The sequence below is a fragment of the Pseudomonas sp. MF08831 genome (genome assembly GCF_059862645.1).
Genome location: NZ_JCBCUX010000009.1, coordinates 72,204 through 88,667, shown reverse-complemented (window position 1 = coordinate 88,667; position 16,464 = coordinate 72,204). Strand labels below are relative to the sequence as shown.

Genomic DNA, 16,464 nt, shown 5'->3' with positions numbered 1-16,464 from the left:
TGATCCTTGCGCCTTTGCATTGAAGGAAGTTTTTACATGACATCCACTATCCGCATCGCCGCTGCGCTGTTGATTGGCAGCGACGGCCGAACCCTGCTGGTGCGCAAGCGCGGCACCCAGGCGTTCATGCAACCGGGCGGCAAGATTGACGCCGGCGAACAACCGGCCCAAGCCCTGGCCCGTGAGCTGTTTGAGGAACTCAACCTGCGCATCGAGCCAAGTCAGGCTGTCTATCTTGGCCACTTCTCGGCCCCCGCCGCCAATGAGCCTGGGTTCACTGTGGACGCCGAGCTGTTCCAGGTGCACATCGACGTAGCGGTGACGCCCGCGGCCGAAATCGAAGAAGTGCGCTGGATCGACCCTGCCGGTGACGGTGGCCTGCAACTGGCGCCGTTGACGCGCGACGTGATCCTGCCGTTTTACCGCGCATCGCTGACCTGCGACGCATGATGGTTCGTTCGCTTGGCGCCAACGACGCCGAGGCTTATCGGGCGTTGATGCTTGAGGCGTACGGCGCTTATCCGCAGGCGTTCACCTCCAGCGTGGCGGAGCGCGCGCTGATGCCCTTGAGCTGGTGGGAAAAGCGCGTCGACAGCCCGCTGGATCGGCTGCTCGGGGCTTTTGAGGGGGACGCATTGGTGGGCATTGTCGGCCTGGCGTTCGAGCCGCGTGAGAAAGCTCGGCACAAGGTGACCTTGTTCGGTATGTACGTGAACCGGGCGTACCAGCACCGAGGCCTGGGCCGTCAGTTGGTGGAGGCGGCGCTCGCCGAGGCGCGTGAACATCCGCACCTCACACTGATTCAGTTGACCGTCACCGCTGGCAACGACGCCGCCTTCGCGTTGTACCAGCGCTGCGGCTTCATCCAGTACGGCCTGGAACCGCTGGCGGTGCGGGTGGGCGAGGATTATTTCGACAAGATCCACATGTGGCGTGAACTCAAGGTCGACTGAAATCCCAGGTGGAAACTCAATCCCATGTGGGAGCTGGCTTGCCTGCGATAACATCGCCTCGGTGCTGCAGTCAGACCGCGTCGTCTGCATCGCAGGCAAGCCAGCTTCCACATTTTTAATCTGTGTCGTTCAGCGAACGGCGCTGACGCCATCGAGCGTGGAAAACGACGTGTCCTTGGCCGTCAGCAAAAAGTCGCGCATGTACGGCGCGTCCAGCATGTCTGCACGAATCCCCGCATACAACGTTGCGAACAGCCCTTTCTCGCCCAACCGTTTGGCCTTCACGTAACCGCGCGAGCTGTACTCATGCAGCGCCCAATGCGGCATGCCGCACACACCACGGCCGCTGGCCACCAGCTGCATCATCATGACGGTGAGTTCCGAGGTGCGCACCTGGGCCGGTTCCACGTCGGCCGGCTCTAAAAAGCGCGTGAAAATGTCCAGCCGATCGCGTTCCACCGGGTAGGTGATCAGGGTCTCGGTGAGCAAATCTTCGGGCACGATGTACGATTTGTTCGCCAGTGCGTGCTGGTTGGCCACGGCCAGCATGGCTTCGTATGTGAACAGCGGCACGTAGGTGATGCCCGGCAATTCCAGCGGGTCGGAAGTCACCACCAGGTCCAGGTCGCCCCGCGCCAGCGCCGGCAGTGGCGCGAAGGCGAAACCGGAGGCCAGGTCCAGCTCGACTTCCGGCCAGGCATCGCGGAACTGGTCGATGGTCGGCATCAGCCACTGGAAGCAACTGTGGCACTCAATGGCCATGTGCAAACGCCCGGCGGTGCCGCCGGCGAGACGCGCAATATCGCGCTCGGCGCCGCGCAGCAAGGGCAGGGTGGCGTCGGCCAGTTGCAGCAAACGCAGACCGGCGCTGGTAAAGCGCAGTGGCTTGGTCTTGCGCACGAACAGCTGCATGCCCAAGCGCTCTTCCAGCTCCTTGAACTGATGGGACAGCGCCGACTGCGTCAGGTGCAGGCGCTCGGCGGCTTCGACCAGGCTGTCGGCTTCGCGCAAGGCGTGCAGGGTCTTGAGGTGACGGATTTCGAGCACGGGCTCTCCATGAAGACGATTTGTGAAAAACGGCAATGGCGTGAGTTTGTCTCATGTTGCAAGGCGTGTCGATCATGACCGCTGGGCGCCGTTCATCAAACTGTCACGCAACTGTGGCAGCGCGCTTGAACAAACTTCATCAGACTCGCGCTCTACTGGGGTTCTGTGTTTCGGTGTTTTTCATGCGCGTGTTGTGTTTACTGGCCGCTCTATTGTTCGGCCTGCCGTCTTTTGCGGCTTCTCGATGTGACGTCAATGTCCCGACGCAAACGGTCGACCTGGCTCAGGTGAGCATTGCCTACCAGAGCATCGGCCGTGCGTCCGACCCTGCATTGCTGCTGGTCATGGGCCTGGGCGGGCAGTTGATCCACTGGCCGGACGAAGTTGTCGTGGCGCTGTGCGAACAAGGGTTTCGGGTGATTCGCTACGACAACCGTGACGTCGGCCTGTCCACGTGGCGCCAGGCACCGGCCAGTGCCAACCTGACCTTCGAAGTGCTGCGCTACAAACTCGGCCTGCCGGTGGCGGCGCCTTACACGCTGACCGACATGGCCGACGACGCCCTGGGCTTGATGGACGCGTTGCAGATCCGCCAATTTCACGTGCTGGGTGCGAGCATGGGCGGCATGATCGCCCAGCACCTGGCGGCCATGGCGCCGCAACGGGTCGAGAGCCTGACGTTGATCATGACCAGCTCCGGCGCCGAAGGCTTGCCGGCGCCGAGTGCGGCGTTGGTGCAGTTGCTGTCGCGGCGCAGCGCGCCCAACCGTGAAGTGGCGCTGGAGCAACAGGCCGACTTGCTGGCGGCGTTGGGCAGCCCGAATGTGAAGGACGATCGCCAGGTATTGCTGCATCAGGCCGCGCTGTCCTACGACCGCGCCTTCAACCCGGACGGGGTCAAGCGCCAGATCATGGCGATCCTCGCCGAGCCCAGTCGTGTGCCGCTGCTCAATCAATTGCGTGTGCCAACGCTGGTGGTGCATGGCACTGCCGACCCGTTGCTGCCGGTGATGCACGGTGTGCATTTGGCCGCGCATATCCAGGGCAGCCAGTTGAAGTTGATTCCCGGCCTGGCGCATCGTTTTCAGGAGGCGTTCAAGGCGCCGTTGCTGGCGGCGGTGTTGCCGTACCTGCAAGCCCATCGCGAAGATGCCGCGCACTGGGCGCAGATTGATTTGGGGCAGCCTTCGAAGGTGTTGTGAAGTTGGTGTATCGTGCAGCTTTTACGGCGCATCAATGCCAGCGAGGTTGCCTACCATGAGTACTCCCCTGAAAATCGATTTCGTCAGCGACGTGTCGTGCCCCTGGTGCATTATCGGCCTGCGTGGGCTGACTGAGGCGTTGGACCAGCTGGGCGCTGAGGTGCAGGCCGAGATTCATTTCCAGCCGTTTGAGCTGAACCCGAATATGCCGGCTATCGGGCAGAACATCGTTGAGCACATCACTGAAAAATACGGCTCCACGGCAGAGGAATCGCAGGCTAACCGTGCGCGTATTCGTGACTTGGGTGCGGCGTTGGGCTTTGCGTTTCGCACTGACGGGCAGAGTCGTATCTACAACACGTTTGATGCGCATCGCTTGCTGCATTGGGCTGGGTTGGAAGGGTTGCAGTACAACCTGAAGGAAGCGCTGTTCAAGGCTTATTTCAGTGATGGGCAAGACCCGTCCGACCCTGCGACCTTGGCGATTATTGCTGAAAGTGTTGGGTTGGATGTCACGCGTGCTGCGCAGATTCTGGCCTCTGATGAATACGCCGCAGAGGTGCGCGAGCAAGAGCAGCTGTGGATTTCCCGAGGGGTGACTTCGGTGCCAACTATCGTGTTCAACGATCAGTATGCGGTCAGTGGGGGGCAACCGGCCGAGGCTTTTGTTGGGGCGATTCGTCAGATCATCAGTGAGGCCAAGGGCTGATAGGTCTTCGGGGCCTTGTGTACCTATCCTGAGTGATTGCAGCAACAGCAGATCTGTTTTTCTGTGTGAGCTGGCTTGCCTGCGATGCAGGCACCTCGGTACATCAGGCGCACCCAGTTGATGCTATCGCAGGCAAGCCAGCTCCCACATTTGACCGAGTACACCTGATGCACTGAGCTTCAAGTGTGGGAGCGGGCTCGCTCGCGAAGGCGGCGGGACGGCCGCCAGCCACCCAGAACCAACCCATCACTCAAACTTGTAACTGATCGCCGTCTGAACCTGCCCCTGGTTCACATCACCCGTCTGCTTGACGATCGTGCTGTTGGCCGCCGACCCCACCAGGTGCGTCCAACTGGCGCTGGTCAATAACGACCAATGCGTAGCCAGCGGGAATTCAAAACTCTGGGTCAGCGTCAGGTTCTGGAAACCCGCGCTGGCGTTATAGGCCCGAATGCCCGAAGCCGCAGACTCCTTGTCATCCACACCAAAAAAAGTCTGCGTCTGGCGCGCATCGGCAAAGTGCGCCATCAGGCCGGTGCTACCGATGATGCCGCCACCCAACGGGTAACCCAACTCACCGCCGAGCTTGCCCAACACGCCACTCTGATCACGCCCGCCGCCCACGGCCTGGCCAACCTGCGCGTACACGCGCCAGAACTCGGCCGGAGCGTATTGGATGAAACCGCCCACTTCCGCCATGTCCGACACATCGCGCAAACCGCGCAGTGAGCCATTGGCCGTGCGGCCCGACAGGTAATTGATGTAAGGGCCGGCAGTAATGCCGTTGGTGTTCAGCGCGCTCCAGGTCAGGCCATCGTCGGTGCCCAGGCTGACACTGCCCCAGTCCAGATCGAAGTAGGGAATCGGCCGGGTTTCGTAGCGGCTGCCGGTAGGGTCGTGGGGTTGATAGCTGACACCCGCGCCCACTTCGCCGGTAATGCCGTCGGCCCATACCGTGCTGGAAAAGCCCCACAGCCCCAGCAAACCGGCGAATACAGCAGAAGTAACCTTGAACATGGAGCCATTTCCTTATCTGAACATGCGCGCATTCACGCGCGAAGGGCGTCCCTGACGCAAGCACTCATCTTGTTTGTAGCAAGCTACAAAAATTGTAGCTCCTGCGACACAAAACACCCGGGCTAGCGGCCAAAACCCCAGCCCTGCGGGCTTTTAGCCAGTTGGCACAATCCCTGCTCTACCCCTCCTGCAAGCGCAAAGAGCGCGATTTTCTTCAAGCCCTCCAACTCAAGGAAAGGCAATGATCCACTGGCATATCGTGTGTGACTTCGACGGGACCATCACCCCAACCGACGTCATCGACAACGTCCTCCAACGCTTCGCCGGCCCCGAGTGGGAAACCATCGAACAGGAATGGCTGGATGGGCATATCGGTTCCCGCGAATGCCTGAGCCGTCAACTGGCGCTGATCAAAGCAACCCCGGCTGAACTGCTGGCGTACTTCGACAGCGTCGAGATCGACCCGGACTTCCCGGACTTCGTCGATCACGTCATGGGCCTGGGCGCGACCATCGAAGTGGTCAGCGACGGCATCGAACAAGGCATCGCGCGCATCCTGTCGCGCAACTACGTGACCTTGCTGCCGATCCTCGCCAACCGCCTGCGCCAGGTCGACCAGAACAGCTGGCGCATCGACTTCCCGTATTCCAGCGATGCCTGCCGTGCCGCCTCCGGCAACTGCAAGTGCAAATCCACCCCGCGCAACAAGCGCGTGCTGGTGATCGGCGACGGCAAGTCCGACATGTGCGTGGCCTCCACCGCCGACTTCGTCTTCGCCAAGGGCAGCCTGGCCGACTATTGCCAGGCCAACGATATTCCTCACGCGCGCTTCGACACCTTCGCCGAAGTGAGCGCATTGCTGGCCAAGCTGCCTCAGGGCATCGCGGCCAACGCTACCACCTTTACTGCTGACAACCAGGAACTCTTCCACCATGTCTGATATCCGTATCGCCACTGCCGAAGACCAGATCCTTCTGGATAAAGAAGCCAAGTACTGCTCCTACGGCGACACTGTTCACTACATCGAGCCGCCGCGTATTTTCAGCCGTTGCGAAGGCTCCTACGTGTGGGACACCGAAGACCAGGCCTACCTCGACCTGCAAATGTGGTACTCGGCCGTCAACTTCGGCTACGCCAACCCGCGCCTGAACAACGCGCTGAAACAGCAGATCGACACCCTGCCGCAAATCGCCAGCCAGTACCTGCACAAAGGCAAGATCGAGCTGTCGGAAATGATCGCGGTCGACGCCAAGAAGAAGTTTGGCCTCGACGGTCGCGTGCATTTCAACGTCGGCGGTTCGCAGTCCATCGAAGACTCCCTGAAGGTGGTGCGTAACGCCACCAACGGCAAAAGCCTGATGTTCGCCTTCGAAGGCGGCTACCACGGGCGTACCCTCGGCGCGTCGTCGATCACCTCCAGCTACCGCTACCGTCGCCGCTACGGCCACTTCGGCGAGCGCGCGCAGTTCATCCCGTTCCCGTACCACTTCCGCGGCCCCAAAGGCATGACCAAGGAAGAGTACGGCAGCCACTGCGTGCAGCAATTCGCCCGTCTGTTTGAGACCGAATACAACGGCGTGTGGGACCCGAAAGTCGGCCAGAGCGAATACGCAGCGTTTTACGTCGAGCCGATCCAGGGCACCGGCGGCTACGTGATCCCGCCGATGAACTTCTACCGCGAACTCAAGCATGTACTGGACCAGCACGGCATCCTGATGGTGTCCGATGAAATCCAGATGGGCTTCTACCGTACCGGCAAGCTGTGGTCGATCGAGCACTTCGACGTGCAGCCGGACGTGATCGTCTTCGGCAAGGCACTGACCAACGGCTTGAACCCGCTGGGCGGCATCTGGGCGCGTGAAGAGTTGATCAACCCGAAGATCTTCCCACCAGGTTCGACGCACTCCACCTTCGCCTCCAACCCACTGGGGACGGCGGTTGGCCTGGAAATGTTCAAGATGACCAGCGAAGTCGACTACGGCGCGATGGTCATGGCCAAGGGCAAATACTTCCTGGAAGGCCTGCAGGACCTGCAGAAACGTTTCCCGATCATCGGCGACGTCGATGGCCTGGGCCTGGCCCTGCGCTGCGAAATCTGTGGCCCGGATGGCTTCACGCCAGACAAGGCGACCCTGGACTACATGGTTGAAGAAGGCATGAAGGGCGACATGGTCGTCGATGGCCAGAAACTCGGCTTGATCCTCGATGTGGGCGGCTACTACAAAAACGTGATCACCCTGGCGCCGTCGCTGGAAATCAGCTACCCGGAAATCGACCTGGGCCTGAAGCTGCTCGAGCAACTGCTGGTGCGAGCGACTAAACGGTGAGCACTTCCGGGATCGACCTCGGTGAAGGTGATGCCGGCTTCGTTCTCGGTGAAGGTCCGGTCGGGATCCTGTTGATCCACGGCCTGACCGGCACCCCGACGGAATTGCGTCAAGTCGCCAAAGGCTTGGCCAAGGCGGGTAACTGCACGGTGTACGTGCCCACCCTGGCTGGGCATTGCGGCGACAACAGCGACCTGCAAGCCACCGGCTGGCTGGACTGGTACGAAGGCGTGCGCAATACCTTCGTGCAGGTCAAGCAACGCCACGAGCAGGTATTTGTCGGTGGCTTGTCTATGGGGGCGGTGATGTCGATGTACGTGGCCGCCGAACACCCTGGGCAAGTCGCCGGGCTGTTGATGTATTCCACGACCTTGAAATATGACGGCTGGAGTATTCATAAGCTGGCGTTTCTCACGCCACTGCTGATGAAGATTCCGTTCGGCGTACACATCTGTCGCTTCGAAGAGAAGCCGCCTTACGGCATCAAGAACGAGCGCCTGCGGGCCATCGTCGAACGTCAGATGAAGGAAGGGGAGAGCAGCGAAGCCGGTTTGCTGACCATGGAAGGCATTACGGTGCGCGAGTTGCACCGCATGAACGCCGTGGTCAAGAAACGCATGCCCGAGGTCAAGGTACCGGCGCTGGTTTTGCACTCCATCGAGGACGACATCACCAGCCGCTGGAACGCCGATTACGTGGAGCGCCATTTGGGCGGCCCCGTGACCAAGATCCTGTTGGACAACTGCTACCACATGATCACCGTCGACCTGCAATACCGACGCGTGATCGAGTTGAGCGCCGAGTTTGTCGAGCAACATGCCTGCGTCAGTCGCACGCGCGCGGCCAGTGGCGAGCGGGCTTGCCCCGCGGTGGGTGGCGCCGCCGCCCCATCACTGACACTGCATGCTTCCAGTTAGAACCGAGGTGCCTGGGTTTGGGGCTGCTCCGCCCACCGCGGAGCAAGCCCGCTCGCCACAAGAAATAGAAAAAAAGGGAAACCCGTGATCACCGCTCAAGCCTTCTCGACTATCCGGGCCATCCAGCGCAGTGCCTGGAACGACTGTTTTCCCGGTGCCCTGGAGGATTGGGATTTTTACGTCGCCGTGGAAAACGCGGCCATTGATGACTTCAAATGGCGTTACCTGGCCGTTTACGAAGATGAAACACTGGTGGCAGTGGCCGCTGCGTTCATCACCCATTATCGCCTCGACACCACGGTGTCGGGTGCCGGCAAGCGTTTTACCGAACGCCTGGAGCGACTGTGGCCGGGTGTTTTGCGGTTGCCGCTGTATGCCATTGGCTCGCCGATAGCCGAGCGTTGCGACGCTGGTATTGCAAGCGCCATACCCCAGGCGCGGCGCCCAGTGTTGCTCAAGCAGTTGCTGCAAGCCGCGCGACAGGATGCCAATGCCTTCGGGATTGGCCTGGTGGCGGTCAAAGATGTACCGACCGACGACCCGCACTGGGCGACCAGTTGCCGCAGCGCAGGTTTCCAGAGCATGCCGAGCTTGCCCAGCGGTCTGCTGACGGTGCCCTACGGTTCGGTAGACGCCTACCTTGGCTCGTTGTGCAAATCGACGCGCAAGGACCTGCGCCGTAAACTGCGTGCGCCGGGCCCGCGCGTGGAGTGGCGGCGCAATATTGATGATGTGTTGCCGCAGGTCATGCGCTTGTACGAGGCCACGCTCGCGCGCTCGCAGCTGCAGTTCGAACGTTTGCCGGCGCGTTACTTCACCGGCATCCTCGAACGGCTTGAAGGGCGCGCGGTCTGTGTTCTTTATTGGGTGGACGAGCATTTGGTGGCGTTCAATCTGATCCTGCTGGACCAGCACCGCCTGATCGACAAGTTCTTTGGGCACGACATGGCATTCAGCCGCGAATACAACCTGTACTTTCGCAGTTGGCTGACCAACGTCGACTACTGTATTCAGCACAAAATCCCTGTGTACGAGTGCGGTCAGGAAGGGTATGCCAGTAAGCTGCGCCTGGGGTGCGAGTTCCAAGGCAACAGCATGTTCTTCCGTCACCGTAACCGGCTGGTCAACAGCCTGCTCAAGCTCGTGAAAATGTACCTGAGACCGGACCGTTCCGACCCTGCCATGGCTGCTGCGATAAGCGAAACCTGATGATCACCAAAACCCGCCAGAAAGCCCGCCCCTTTGCCATTTCGCGCTGGAGCGTCCAGCGCAAGCTGGTGCTGGCGTTCTGGCTGGTCAGCGTTATTCCCACCATGATCGCCGCCGAGCTGGCAGCGACCACGCTGTCGCAGATTTTCGACAGTAACGTGCGTATCTGGCTGCAAGAGTCGACCAAGATCGTCAAGGACGAAATCGGCGACATCCTTCATGACAACGCGCGCATGGCCAAGCTGTTCCTGCGCTACACCAGCCCGCCTTCGACCAAGCAGGCCGCCAAGCACGACCGGCTGACCGCCGACATTGCCGACGCCACGGACATCGACGTGGTCGCGCTGATTCGCGTGAGTGATCACAAGGTCGTGTTCAGCACGGCCTCCGACGATGTGGTCAAGCAGATCGACCTGACCAGCAACGCGGTGCTGCAAACCGTGCAGGTGGCGGGCGTGAGTACGGGCCTCGTGGTCTCGACCTTCGAAACCACCCAGGAAGGCGTCGACTACCTGCTGTTGGTGGCGACGTACCTGGACAGCAGTTTCCTCACCAGCGTGGCCGATGTGCATTCACTCGACCTGCGCCTGTACCTGGCCAATCCGTCGGGCTTTAACGAAATCTTCTCGACCCAGCGTTTCGAAAACCACCCCTCGCGCATTCCCAAGGACGTCGAAACGGCCATGCGCGCCACCAAGCAGCCGAGCGAGCAGTTCACCAACAATTACAGCGGTCTGTATTGGCCAATCTTCAATGATGCCGGCGACCTGCAAGGGGTGATCTTCAGCGGTCTGCTACGCCATACCAGCCTGGTCGGGCTGGTGAATCAGAGCAACCTGTTCGTGCTGATTTTCCTGCTCAGCTCGGCGTTGTCCCTGGGCGCCGGGGTGCTGGTGTCGCGGCGCCTGACCAAACCGTTGCGCGATTTGTCCCAAGGCGTGGACGCGGTGATCTCGGGTCATTACGAACACCGCGTATTGGTCACTGGCGGCGATGAGCTGGCGCAGTTGAGCAGCACCTTCAACCACATGACCGAGCGCCTGGGCGAACTGCATCACCTTGAAGCTCAGTTGCGCCGTCGCGATCGGCTGCACGCCCTGGGCGAAGTCGCCATGGGCCTGGCTCACGAGATCCGCAACCCGCTGGGCATCATCAAAACCGCGACCCAATTGTTGCACCGTCGCGCCGACCTGGCGGAAACCGACAAGCGCCACCTGGAATACGTGATCAGCGAGGTCAGCCGCATCAACGACCTGATCACCGAATTCCTCGATTTCGCCAAACCCAACCCGCCGCTGCGCGTGCTGCAGCCGGCGCGTGCGCTGGTGGAAGAGATTCTCGGTTTCTGCAGCCCGGAACTGTCCACGCATAACATTGACGCGCAGATTGACGACCAGGCACCCGGTGCGACGATCTATGCCGATGCCAAACAACTCAAGCAGGCGTGCCTCAACCTGATTCTCAATGCCATCGACGCGATGCCCGAAGGCGGGCGTCTGACCCTGGGCATCCGCAGTGTCGACGGCAACACGGTGATCAGCATCGCCGACACCGGCCAGGGCATCCCGGCGGATATGATCGAGCGGATCTTCACACCGTTCGTCACCACCAAGGCCTCGGGCACGGGCCTGGGCCTGGCAAAAGTCTATTCGATCATGGAAAGTCACGACGGCAGCATTGAATGTGCCAGTGAGAAAGATGCCGGCGCCACCTTCAGCCTGTACATTCCGGCCCAGGGTGATCACGACGGCGACGATGAGGATGGTCATGACGCATAACGTATTGGTAGTCGACGACGAGCCCAAGCTCTGCGACTTGCTGTCGTCGGCCCTGAGCCAGAACGGCATTCAGGTATTTACCGCAAGCAACGGCCTGCACGCGCTCAAGGTGCTGGAACAGGAAGACATCGACCTGGTGATCAGTGACTGGCGCATGCCCGGCATGGACGGCCCGACGCTGCTGGCCGAGATCAAGGTGCGTTTTCCGGATTTGCCGGTGATCGTGATGACCGCCTACAGCACGGTGAAAAACGCCGTGCAATCGATGCGCAACGGCGCCTATGACTACATTGCCAAGCCGTTCGACATCGACGAACTGGACATCACCGTAGCCAAGGCCTTGCAGTTTCGCGACATCATGCGCGACAACGCGCGGCTGCGCGCCGAACTCGATCACCATGCGCAGTTTGACAGCCTGGTGGGTGACAGCCCGGCGTTTCGCCAGGTGCTGCATGCAATCGATTCGGTGCGTGACAGCAACGCCACTATCCTGCTGACTGGCGAAAGCGGCACCGGCAAGGAAATGGTCGCGCGCGCGATCCACAAGCACGGCAGCCGTGCCGACAAGCCATTTGTAGCGGTCAACTGCGCGGCGATTCCGGAAGGCTTGCTGGAAAGCGAAATGTTTGGCCATCGCAAGGGCGCCTTCACCGGCGCCGTGGCGGATCGGGTCGGGCGCTTTATGCAGGCTGACAAGGGGACGCTGTTTCTGGATGAGGTGGGCGACATGCCCCTGGCGTTGCAGGCCAAGATTCTGCGCGCGTTGCAGGAGCGGGTGATCGAGCCGGTGGGTGACCCGCGCGAGCGCAAGGTGGATGTGCGGGTGATCGCCGCCACCAACAAAAACCTGCTGGACGCGGTGGCCAATAAAGAGTTTCGCGAAGACCTGTATTACCGCCTGAATGTGTTCCCGATCCCGCTGCCGGCCCTGCGCGAACGCGCCGAGGACATCGTGCCCCTGGCCCGGCACTTCGCCCAGACCCTGAGCGCCACCGCCGGCAAACGCATCACCGGGTTCAGCCCGGAGGCCTTGCAGGCCATGGCCGCGTACAGCTGGCCGGGGAATATCCGCGAACTGCAAAACTGCGTGGAGCGCGCAACCATCGTCGCCGCCAAACCGGTGATCGAAGACATCGACCTGCCGGCCTACCTGTTTGCTTCAAAACCGGCAGAGGACGGCGTCACGGCGTTGCTTGGGGACAACCCTGGCGTGCCTGCGGACCTGGACGCGGCGCTGGCGGACGTCGAGAAAACCTACATCCTGGCGGCGTTGCACGAGAGCAACGGCGTGCAGGCTGCCGCGGCGGCGAAAATCGGGATTTCAGAAAGGAGCTTCTGGTATCGGTTGAAAAAGCTGGGGATTCAGGTCGACAAGATCGTCCGCTGAGATTCGGGTGATTCGCACCTCTGAATGTGGGAGCGGGCTTGCTCGCGAAAGCGGTGATTCAGTCAGCGGATATATCGACTGACACGCCGCCTTCGCGAGCAAGCCCGCTCCCACATTTTTGATTGAGGTGTGTCAGGTCACCCTTGCCCGTTTTTGACCGCAGTTGTCAGCTATGCAGGCGCACCCACACGCTCACCAACACCGTCGCTGCCATCAACCATGCCACCGCCGCCACGGCGAGTGATGCTTCCAGGCGCAGGCGGTCGACCATCACATACAGCGTCGCCAAATACACAAAATACGGAATGATCGACCACATCCCAAACACGATGGTGGTCTTCAGGTCCTCCACCGAGCGGCCCTTGCCGACGATGTAGTGCGCAATCAACGCAAAGGTCGGGAACAGCGGCACCAGCCCCGCGATGTAATAGTTTTTGGTCTTGGCCAACGCCGCCAGGACCAACACCACCGCCGCGCCAATGGCGGCCTTCAAGAATAGATCCATCAGTGGCTCAACCCGTATTTCTTGACCTTGTCGAACAGGGTGGTCTTGGCCATTCCCAGTTCCAGGCTGGCCTGGGTCAGGTTGCCGCCGCTGCGCTGCAGGGCATCGTTGAGCAGGTTGCGCTCGAAGGCTTCCACCGCTTCGGTGAAGGCCAGGCCGTGGTTACTGTTGCCGTTGCCGCTTTTCTTGAAGGCGGGCAAGCCCAGGGCAAAGCGCTCGGCGACGTTGCGCAGTTCGCGCACGTTGCCTGGCCAGTCGTGGCTCATCAGTGTCGACACGGTCTGGTTGTCCAGCTCAGGCGCGGTGCGATCAAAGCGCAGGGAGGATTGCTGCAGGAAGTGCTCGAACAACTGCAGGATGTCTTCGCGACGTTCGCGCAACGGCGGCAGTTCCAGGGTTACCACGTTGAGGCGGTAGTAAAGGTCGCTGCGAAATTGGCTGGCGCGGCTCAGCTCATCGAGGTCGGATTTGGTGGCGGCGATCACCCGGCAATCCACGGCCACGCTCTGGTTCGAGCCCAGCCGTTCAAGGGTGCGTTCCTGCAACACCCGCAGCAGTTTTATCTGCAGGTTGATCGGCATGCTTTCCACTTCGTCGAGAAACAGCGTGCCTTCGTGGGCGTGCTCGATCTTGCCGATGCGACGCTTGCCGGCGCCGGTAAAGGCGTTGGCTTCGTGGCCGAAAATCTCGCTTTCGAACAGGTTTTCCGGCAAGCCACCGCAGTTCAGGGCAACGAACTGATGGGAATGGCGCCGGCTGAAATCATGCAGGCAGCGCGCGACCAGTTCTTTGCCGGTGCCGGTCTCGCCTTCGATCAACACGTTGGCCGACGTGTCGGCGACGTTGGCGATCAGTTCGCGCAGGTTCTGCATCGCCGGCGAGCGGCCGATGATGCGGCCCTCCAGCGAATCACGTTCGGCCAGTTGGCGGCGCAGCGACCACACTTCTCGCGCCAGCCCGCGTTGCTCCAGGGCGCGGCGCGCGACGTCAACCAGGCGTTCGGGGGAGAAGGGCTTTTCCATGAAGTCGTAGGCGCCATTGCGCATGGCCCCGACGGCCATCGAAATATCGCCGTGCCCGGTGATCAGCACTACCGGCAGGCTTTTATCCAGCGCTTTGAGGCGGGTCAGCAGCTCGAGGCCGTCGATACCCGGCAGGCGAATGTCGCTGATGACGATGCCGGCAAAGTTCTCGCCAATGCGCTTGAGGGCTTCTTCAGCACTGCCCACGCCCACGCTGGGAATGTCTTCCAGTGCCAGGGCCTGTTGGCAGCCGAGCAGTACATGGGGATCGTCCTCGACGATCAGAACGGTGAGTTCGTCTTTTGCGGCTGTGGTGTCTGTATTCATGTCGACTCAGCTTTTTGAGTGCCCACCAGCGGCAGGCACAAGACAAAGGCAGTACCACCGCTGGCCGGGTGTTCCACGGCAAGGTTGCCGCCGGTGGCCGCCGCGAGGCTGGCGGAAAGGGTCAGGCCCAGGCCCAGGCCTTGTTCGCCGGGTTTGGTGGTGAAGAACGGTTCGAATAAATGCTTGCGCGTTTCGGGGTCGATACCATGCCCGTTGTCGCGCACGTGCAGGCGGTACTTGCCCTCAAACACGTGGCCATCCAACCACAGTTCGGGCGCAGGTTGCGCCTGCATCGCGTCCAGGGCATTGCCGATCAGGTTGACCAGGATCTGCTCCAGGCGCGTCTGGTCGATTTGCAATTGAGCGTTGGCGAAGTCGCGGTGCACGGTCAACGGCAGGCCGTCGAGACGAGCGCCGAGCACCTGGAACGCGGCGTCCACGGCTTTACCGAGGTTGGCTTCGCCCTGGTCATCGCCGCGCCGGGCAAAGGAGCGCAGGCTAGCGGTGATGCGGCCCATGCGGTCGATCAGTTCGTTGATGGTTTTGAGGTTGGCGCTGGCAGTGTCGAGGGCGCCACGTTCGAGGAAACGTACCGTGTTGCCCGACAGCGTGCGCAGTGCCGCCAGCGGCTGGTTCAACTCGTGGGCGATGCTGGTGGACATCTGGCCGATGGCAGCGAGTTTTCCCGCTTGCACCAGTTCGTCCTGGGCGCGGCGCAAGGTTTCTTCGGCCTGGCGCCGTTCGCGAATCTGGCCCTTGAGCCGTTCGTTGCTGGCACGCAGGTCGGCGGTGCGTTCGGCAATCCGACGCTCCAGCTGGCTGTTGGCTTCCTGCAAGGCTTCCCGCGCGGCGAGGCGGGTGGCGATCACCTTGCGGCGCTCGTTCCAGGCGATCAGCAAAAACGCCACCAGGCCGAATGCGACAGCGACCAGAATGCCCTGGTTGATCGCCGCGCGGCGCAGGTCATTGAGTGGGGTCAGCAGGGTGAAATTCCACGGCGTGTCGTTGAGCGGGCGGGTTTGGGCGAGGTAGCTGACCTCGTGCTCGTCGTTGACCACTTCGCTGTTGGCCGGGAAAGTCAGCTTCTCGGTGCCCTCATTGAGTCGCTCACGGGCCAGCGGCTCCAGCTCGTTAAGCGTCGCCCAGTAATATTGCAGGCTGTGGGCCAGGCGTTCTTTGGTGTCGTCGCTCAGCGGGCGCACCGCCTTGAGCCGGCGGGCGGGGTCGCTGGAGAGGATGATGATGCCGTTCTCGTCGCTCACGAACGCTTCGAGGCGCGCACGCTGCCAGCGCTCTTCGAGGGCTTCGAGGCGCACTTTGACCACGGCGACGCCGATGATCTTGCCGTGCTCTTCCAGGCCGTGGGCCAGGTAGTAGCCGGGCTCGCCGTTGGTGCTGCCGATGCCATAGAAGCGGCCCGGCTGGCCGCGCACGGCATTCTGGAAATAGGCGCGAAAGGACAGGTCTTCACCCTGGTAGCTGTCGGCATCGCGCCAGTTACTGGTGGCCAGCACACGACCGGTGGTGTCCATCACGTAGATGGCCCGACTGCGACTGCGTCGGTTCAGGCCTTCGAGGTAATCATTGACTGTCTGCCGGGTTTCCTGGTTCGGGTCGGCCAGCAGCGTGGAGACGCTGGATTCGAGCTCCAGCAGACTGGGCAGGTAGGTGTATTTGCTCAGTTCACTTTCAACGGTGCGCGCGTGCAGTTCCAACTGGCGTTCGCCGTTGTCGCTGAGGGTGCGAATGCCATAGTACTCACTGACCCAGAAGCCGATATAACCCAAGCCGATCATCAGGGCGATGATCAACGGCGGCAGGAACAGTTGGCGAATCAGACGAGGTTTCACGGCAAGTGATGGCGGTGCGGCGCGAAATTGGTTGGGGTCGCATTTCATCACAGTTGCCTTGGGTCAACCAGAGCTTGTCGGCCTGCTCAGTCCAGTGTGGGAGCGGGCTTGCTCGCGAATGCGGTGGGTCAATGAAAAATGTACCGACTGACACTCCGCCTTCGCGAGCAAGCCCGCTCCCACACAAGCCCACAGTCACATGGGCTCGGTTTTT

Annotated in this window: 15 protein-coding genes; 10 read left to right on the top strand and 5 right to left on the bottom strand. The window is 61.3% G+C overall.

The genetic code is table 11. The features are described 5' to 3' along the window. Window positions 1-36: 36 nt before the first annotated feature. Both AC19YS_RS19560 and AC19YS_RS19555 read left to right on the top strand, forming a co-directional pair. The gene (locus tag AC19YS_RS19560) at window positions 37-450 is read left to right on the top strand and encodes an NUDIX hydrolase (protein WP_119738588.1); all 414 of its coding nucleotides are present in this window, start codon (window positions 37-39) and stop codon (window positions 448-450) included. Continuing rightward, the gene (locus AC19YS_RS19555) at window positions 447-953 is read left to right on the top strand and encodes a GNAT family N-acetyltransferase (RefSeq protein WP_500602446.1); all 507 of its coding nucleotides are present in this window, start codon (window positions 447-449) and stop codon (window positions 951-953) included. The genes AC19YS_RS19560 and AC19YS_RS19555 overlap by 4 nt, the downstream gene beginning before the upstream one ends. Before the next feature lie 129 nt (window positions 954-1,082). Here the strand turns inward: AC19YS_RS19555 and metR are convergent, their stop codons facing one another. Continuing rightward, window positions 1,083-2,000 carry a transcriptional regulator MetR gene (gene metR, locus AC19YS_RS19550; protein ID WP_057012200.1) on the bottom strand — a complete coding sequence of 306 codons (918 nt, stop codon included), beginning with the start codon at window positions 1,998-2,000 and terminating at the stop codon, window positions 1,083-1,085. A 182-nt stretch (window positions 2,001-2,182) separates the two neighbouring features. Between metR and AC19YS_RS19545 the strand changes: the two genes are divergently transcribed. Together AC19YS_RS19545 and AC19YS_RS19540 are read left to right on the top strand one after the other, a co-directional pair. Next, window positions 2,183-3,202 (top strand): alpha/beta fold hydrolase, encoded by a 1,020-nt coding sequence (locus AC19YS_RS19545; RefSeq protein ID WP_106579422.1) that lies wholly within the window; start codon window positions 2,183-2,185, stop codon window positions 3,200-3,202. 55 nt (window positions 3,203-3,257) lie between these two features. Next, on the top strand, window positions 3,258-3,911 hold the full coding sequence (locus AC19YS_RS19540; RefSeq protein ID WP_106579421.1) for a DsbA family oxidoreductase: 654 nt from the start codon (window positions 3,258-3,260) through the stop codon (window positions 3,909-3,911). A 246-nt stretch (window positions 3,912-4,157) separates the two neighbouring features. On the opposite strand, the gene AC19YS_RS19535 is transcribed toward AC19YS_RS19540, so the two are convergent. After that, the gene (locus AC19YS_RS19535) at window positions 4,158-4,928 is read right to left on the bottom strand and encodes a MipA/OmpV family protein (RefSeq protein ID WP_448201638.1); all 771 of its coding nucleotides are present in this window, start codon (window positions 4,926-4,928) and stop codon (window positions 4,158-4,160) included. A 241-nt stretch (window positions 4,929-5,169) separates the two neighbouring features. On the opposite strand from AC19YS_RS19535, the gene AC19YS_RS19530 reads away from it, so the two are divergent. From AC19YS_RS19530 to AC19YS_RS19505, 6 genes are all read left to right on the top strand, one after another. Next, window positions 5,170-5,868 carry an MtnX-like HAD-IB family phosphatase gene (locus AC19YS_RS19530; RefSeq protein ID WP_179606498.1) on the top strand — a complete coding sequence of 233 codons (699 nt, stop codon included), beginning with the start codon at window positions 5,170-5,172 and terminating at the stop codon, window positions 5,866-5,868. Further along, window positions 5,861-7,255, top strand: a complete 1,395-nt coding sequence (locus AC19YS_RS19525; protein WP_106579418.1) for an aspartate aminotransferase family protein — start codon at window positions 5,861-5,863, stop codon at window positions 7,253-7,255. Before AC19YS_RS19530 ends, AC19YS_RS19525 begins: the two co-directional genes overlap by 8 nt. Further along, window positions 7,252-8,172: an alpha/beta hydrolase gene (locus tag AC19YS_RS19520; RefSeq protein WP_106579417.1), complete on the top strand. Its 921-nt coding sequence runs from the start codon at window positions 7,252-7,254 to the stop codon at window positions 8,170-8,172. Before AC19YS_RS19525 ends, AC19YS_RS19520 begins: the two co-directional genes overlap by 4 nt. 84 nt (window positions 8,173-8,256) lie before the next feature. Then, the gene (locus AC19YS_RS19515) at window positions 8,257-9,381 is read left to right on the top strand and encodes a GNAT family N-acetyltransferase (RefSeq protein ID WP_119738596.1); all 1,125 of its coding nucleotides are present in this window, start codon (window positions 8,257-8,259) and stop codon (window positions 9,379-9,381) included. Further along, window positions 9,381-11,159 carry a sensor histidine kinase gene (locus AC19YS_RS19510; RefSeq protein WP_500602445.1) on the top strand — a complete coding sequence of 593 codons (1,779 nt, stop codon included), beginning with the start codon at window positions 9,381-9,383 and terminating at the stop codon, window positions 11,157-11,159. Before AC19YS_RS19515 ends, AC19YS_RS19510 begins: the two co-directional genes overlap by 1 nt. Beyond that, a complete protein-coding gene (locus AC19YS_RS19505; RefSeq protein ID WP_500602444.1) occupies window positions 11,149-12,546 on the top strand; it encodes a sigma-54-dependent transcriptional regulator in 1,398 nt (465 codons plus the stop codon). The genes AC19YS_RS19510 and AC19YS_RS19505 overlap by 11 nt, the downstream gene beginning before the upstream one ends. A gap of 166 nt (window positions 12,547-12,712) precedes the next feature. Here the strand turns inward: AC19YS_RS19505 and AC19YS_RS19500 are convergent, their stop codons facing one another. From AC19YS_RS19500 to aauS, 3 genes are read right to left on the bottom strand one after another with little or no spacing between them, the layout of a single operon-like run. Continuing rightward, window positions 12,713-13,051, bottom strand: coding sequence for a GlpM family protein (locus AC19YS_RS19500; protein ID WP_106579413.1), 339 nt, complete (start codon window positions 13,049-13,051; stop codon window positions 12,713-12,715). After that, window positions 13,051-14,400: a two-component response regulator AauR gene (aauR, locus tag AC19YS_RS19495; RefSeq protein ID WP_124416536.1), complete on the bottom strand. Its 1,350-nt coding sequence runs from the start codon at window positions 14,398-14,400 to the stop codon at window positions 13,051-13,053. The genes AC19YS_RS19500 and aauR overlap by 1 nt, the downstream gene beginning before the upstream one ends. Next, complete coding sequence (gene aauS, locus AC19YS_RS19490; RefSeq protein WP_124416537.1) at window positions 14,397-16,298, bottom strand: two-component sensor histidine kinase AauS; 1,902 nt, start codon at window positions 16,296-16,298, stop codon at window positions 14,397-14,399. Before aauS ends, aauR begins: the two co-directional genes overlap by 4 nt. Between the last annotated feature and the right edge of the window lie 166 nt (window positions 16,299-16,464).

What these genes read in the sequence shown, in the direction of transcription:
- AC19YS_RS19560 (WP_119738588.1), top strand. Translation starts at nt 37, where the DNA reads ATGACATCCACTATCCGCATCGCCGCTGCGCTGTTGATTGGCAGCGAC.
- AC19YS_RS19535 (WP_448201638.1), bottom strand. Translation starts at nt 4,928, where the DNA reads ATGTTCAAGGTTACTTCTGCTGTATTCGCCGGTTTGCTGGGGCTGTGG.
- aauS (WP_124416537.1), bottom strand. Translation starts at nt 16,298, where the DNA reads ATGAAATGCGACCCCAACCAATTTCGCGCCGCACCGCCATCACTTGCC.
- AC19YS_RS19505 (WP_500602444.1), top strand. Translation starts at nt 11,149, where the DNA reads ATGACGCATAACGTATTGGTAGTCGACGACGAGCCCAAGCTCTGCGAC.
- AC19YS_RS19540 (WP_106579421.1), top strand. Translation starts at nt 3,258, where the DNA reads ATGAGTACTCCCCTGAAAATCGATTTCGTCAGCGACGTGTCGTGCCCC.
- AC19YS_RS19555 (WP_500602446.1), top strand. Translation starts at nt 447, where the DNA reads ATGATGGTTCGTTCGCTTGGCGCCAACGACGCCGAGGCTTATCGGGCG.
- AC19YS_RS19525 (WP_106579418.1), top strand. Translation starts at nt 5,861, where the DNA reads ATGTCTGATATCCGTATCGCCACTGCCGAAGACCAGATCCTTCTGGAT.
- AC19YS_RS19510 (WP_500602445.1), top strand. Translation starts at nt 9,381, where the DNA reads ATGATCACCAAAACCCGCCAGAAAGCCCGCCCCTTTGCCATTTCGCGC.
- AC19YS_RS19500 (WP_106579413.1), bottom strand. Translation starts at nt 13,051, where the DNA reads ATGGATCTATTCTTGAAGGCCGCCATTGGCGCGGCGGTGGTGTTGGTC.
- AC19YS_RS19530 (WP_179606498.1), top strand. Translation starts at nt 5,170, where the DNA reads ATGATCCACTGGCATATCGTGTGTGACTTCGACGGGACCATCACCCCA.
- aauR (WP_124416536.1), bottom strand. Translation starts at nt 14,400, where the DNA reads ATGAATACAGACACCACAGCCGCAAAAGACGAACTCACCGTTCTGATC.
- AC19YS_RS19545 (WP_106579422.1), top strand. Translation starts at nt 2,183, where the DNA reads ATGCGCGTGTTGTGTTTACTGGCCGCTCTATTGTTCGGCCTGCCGTCT.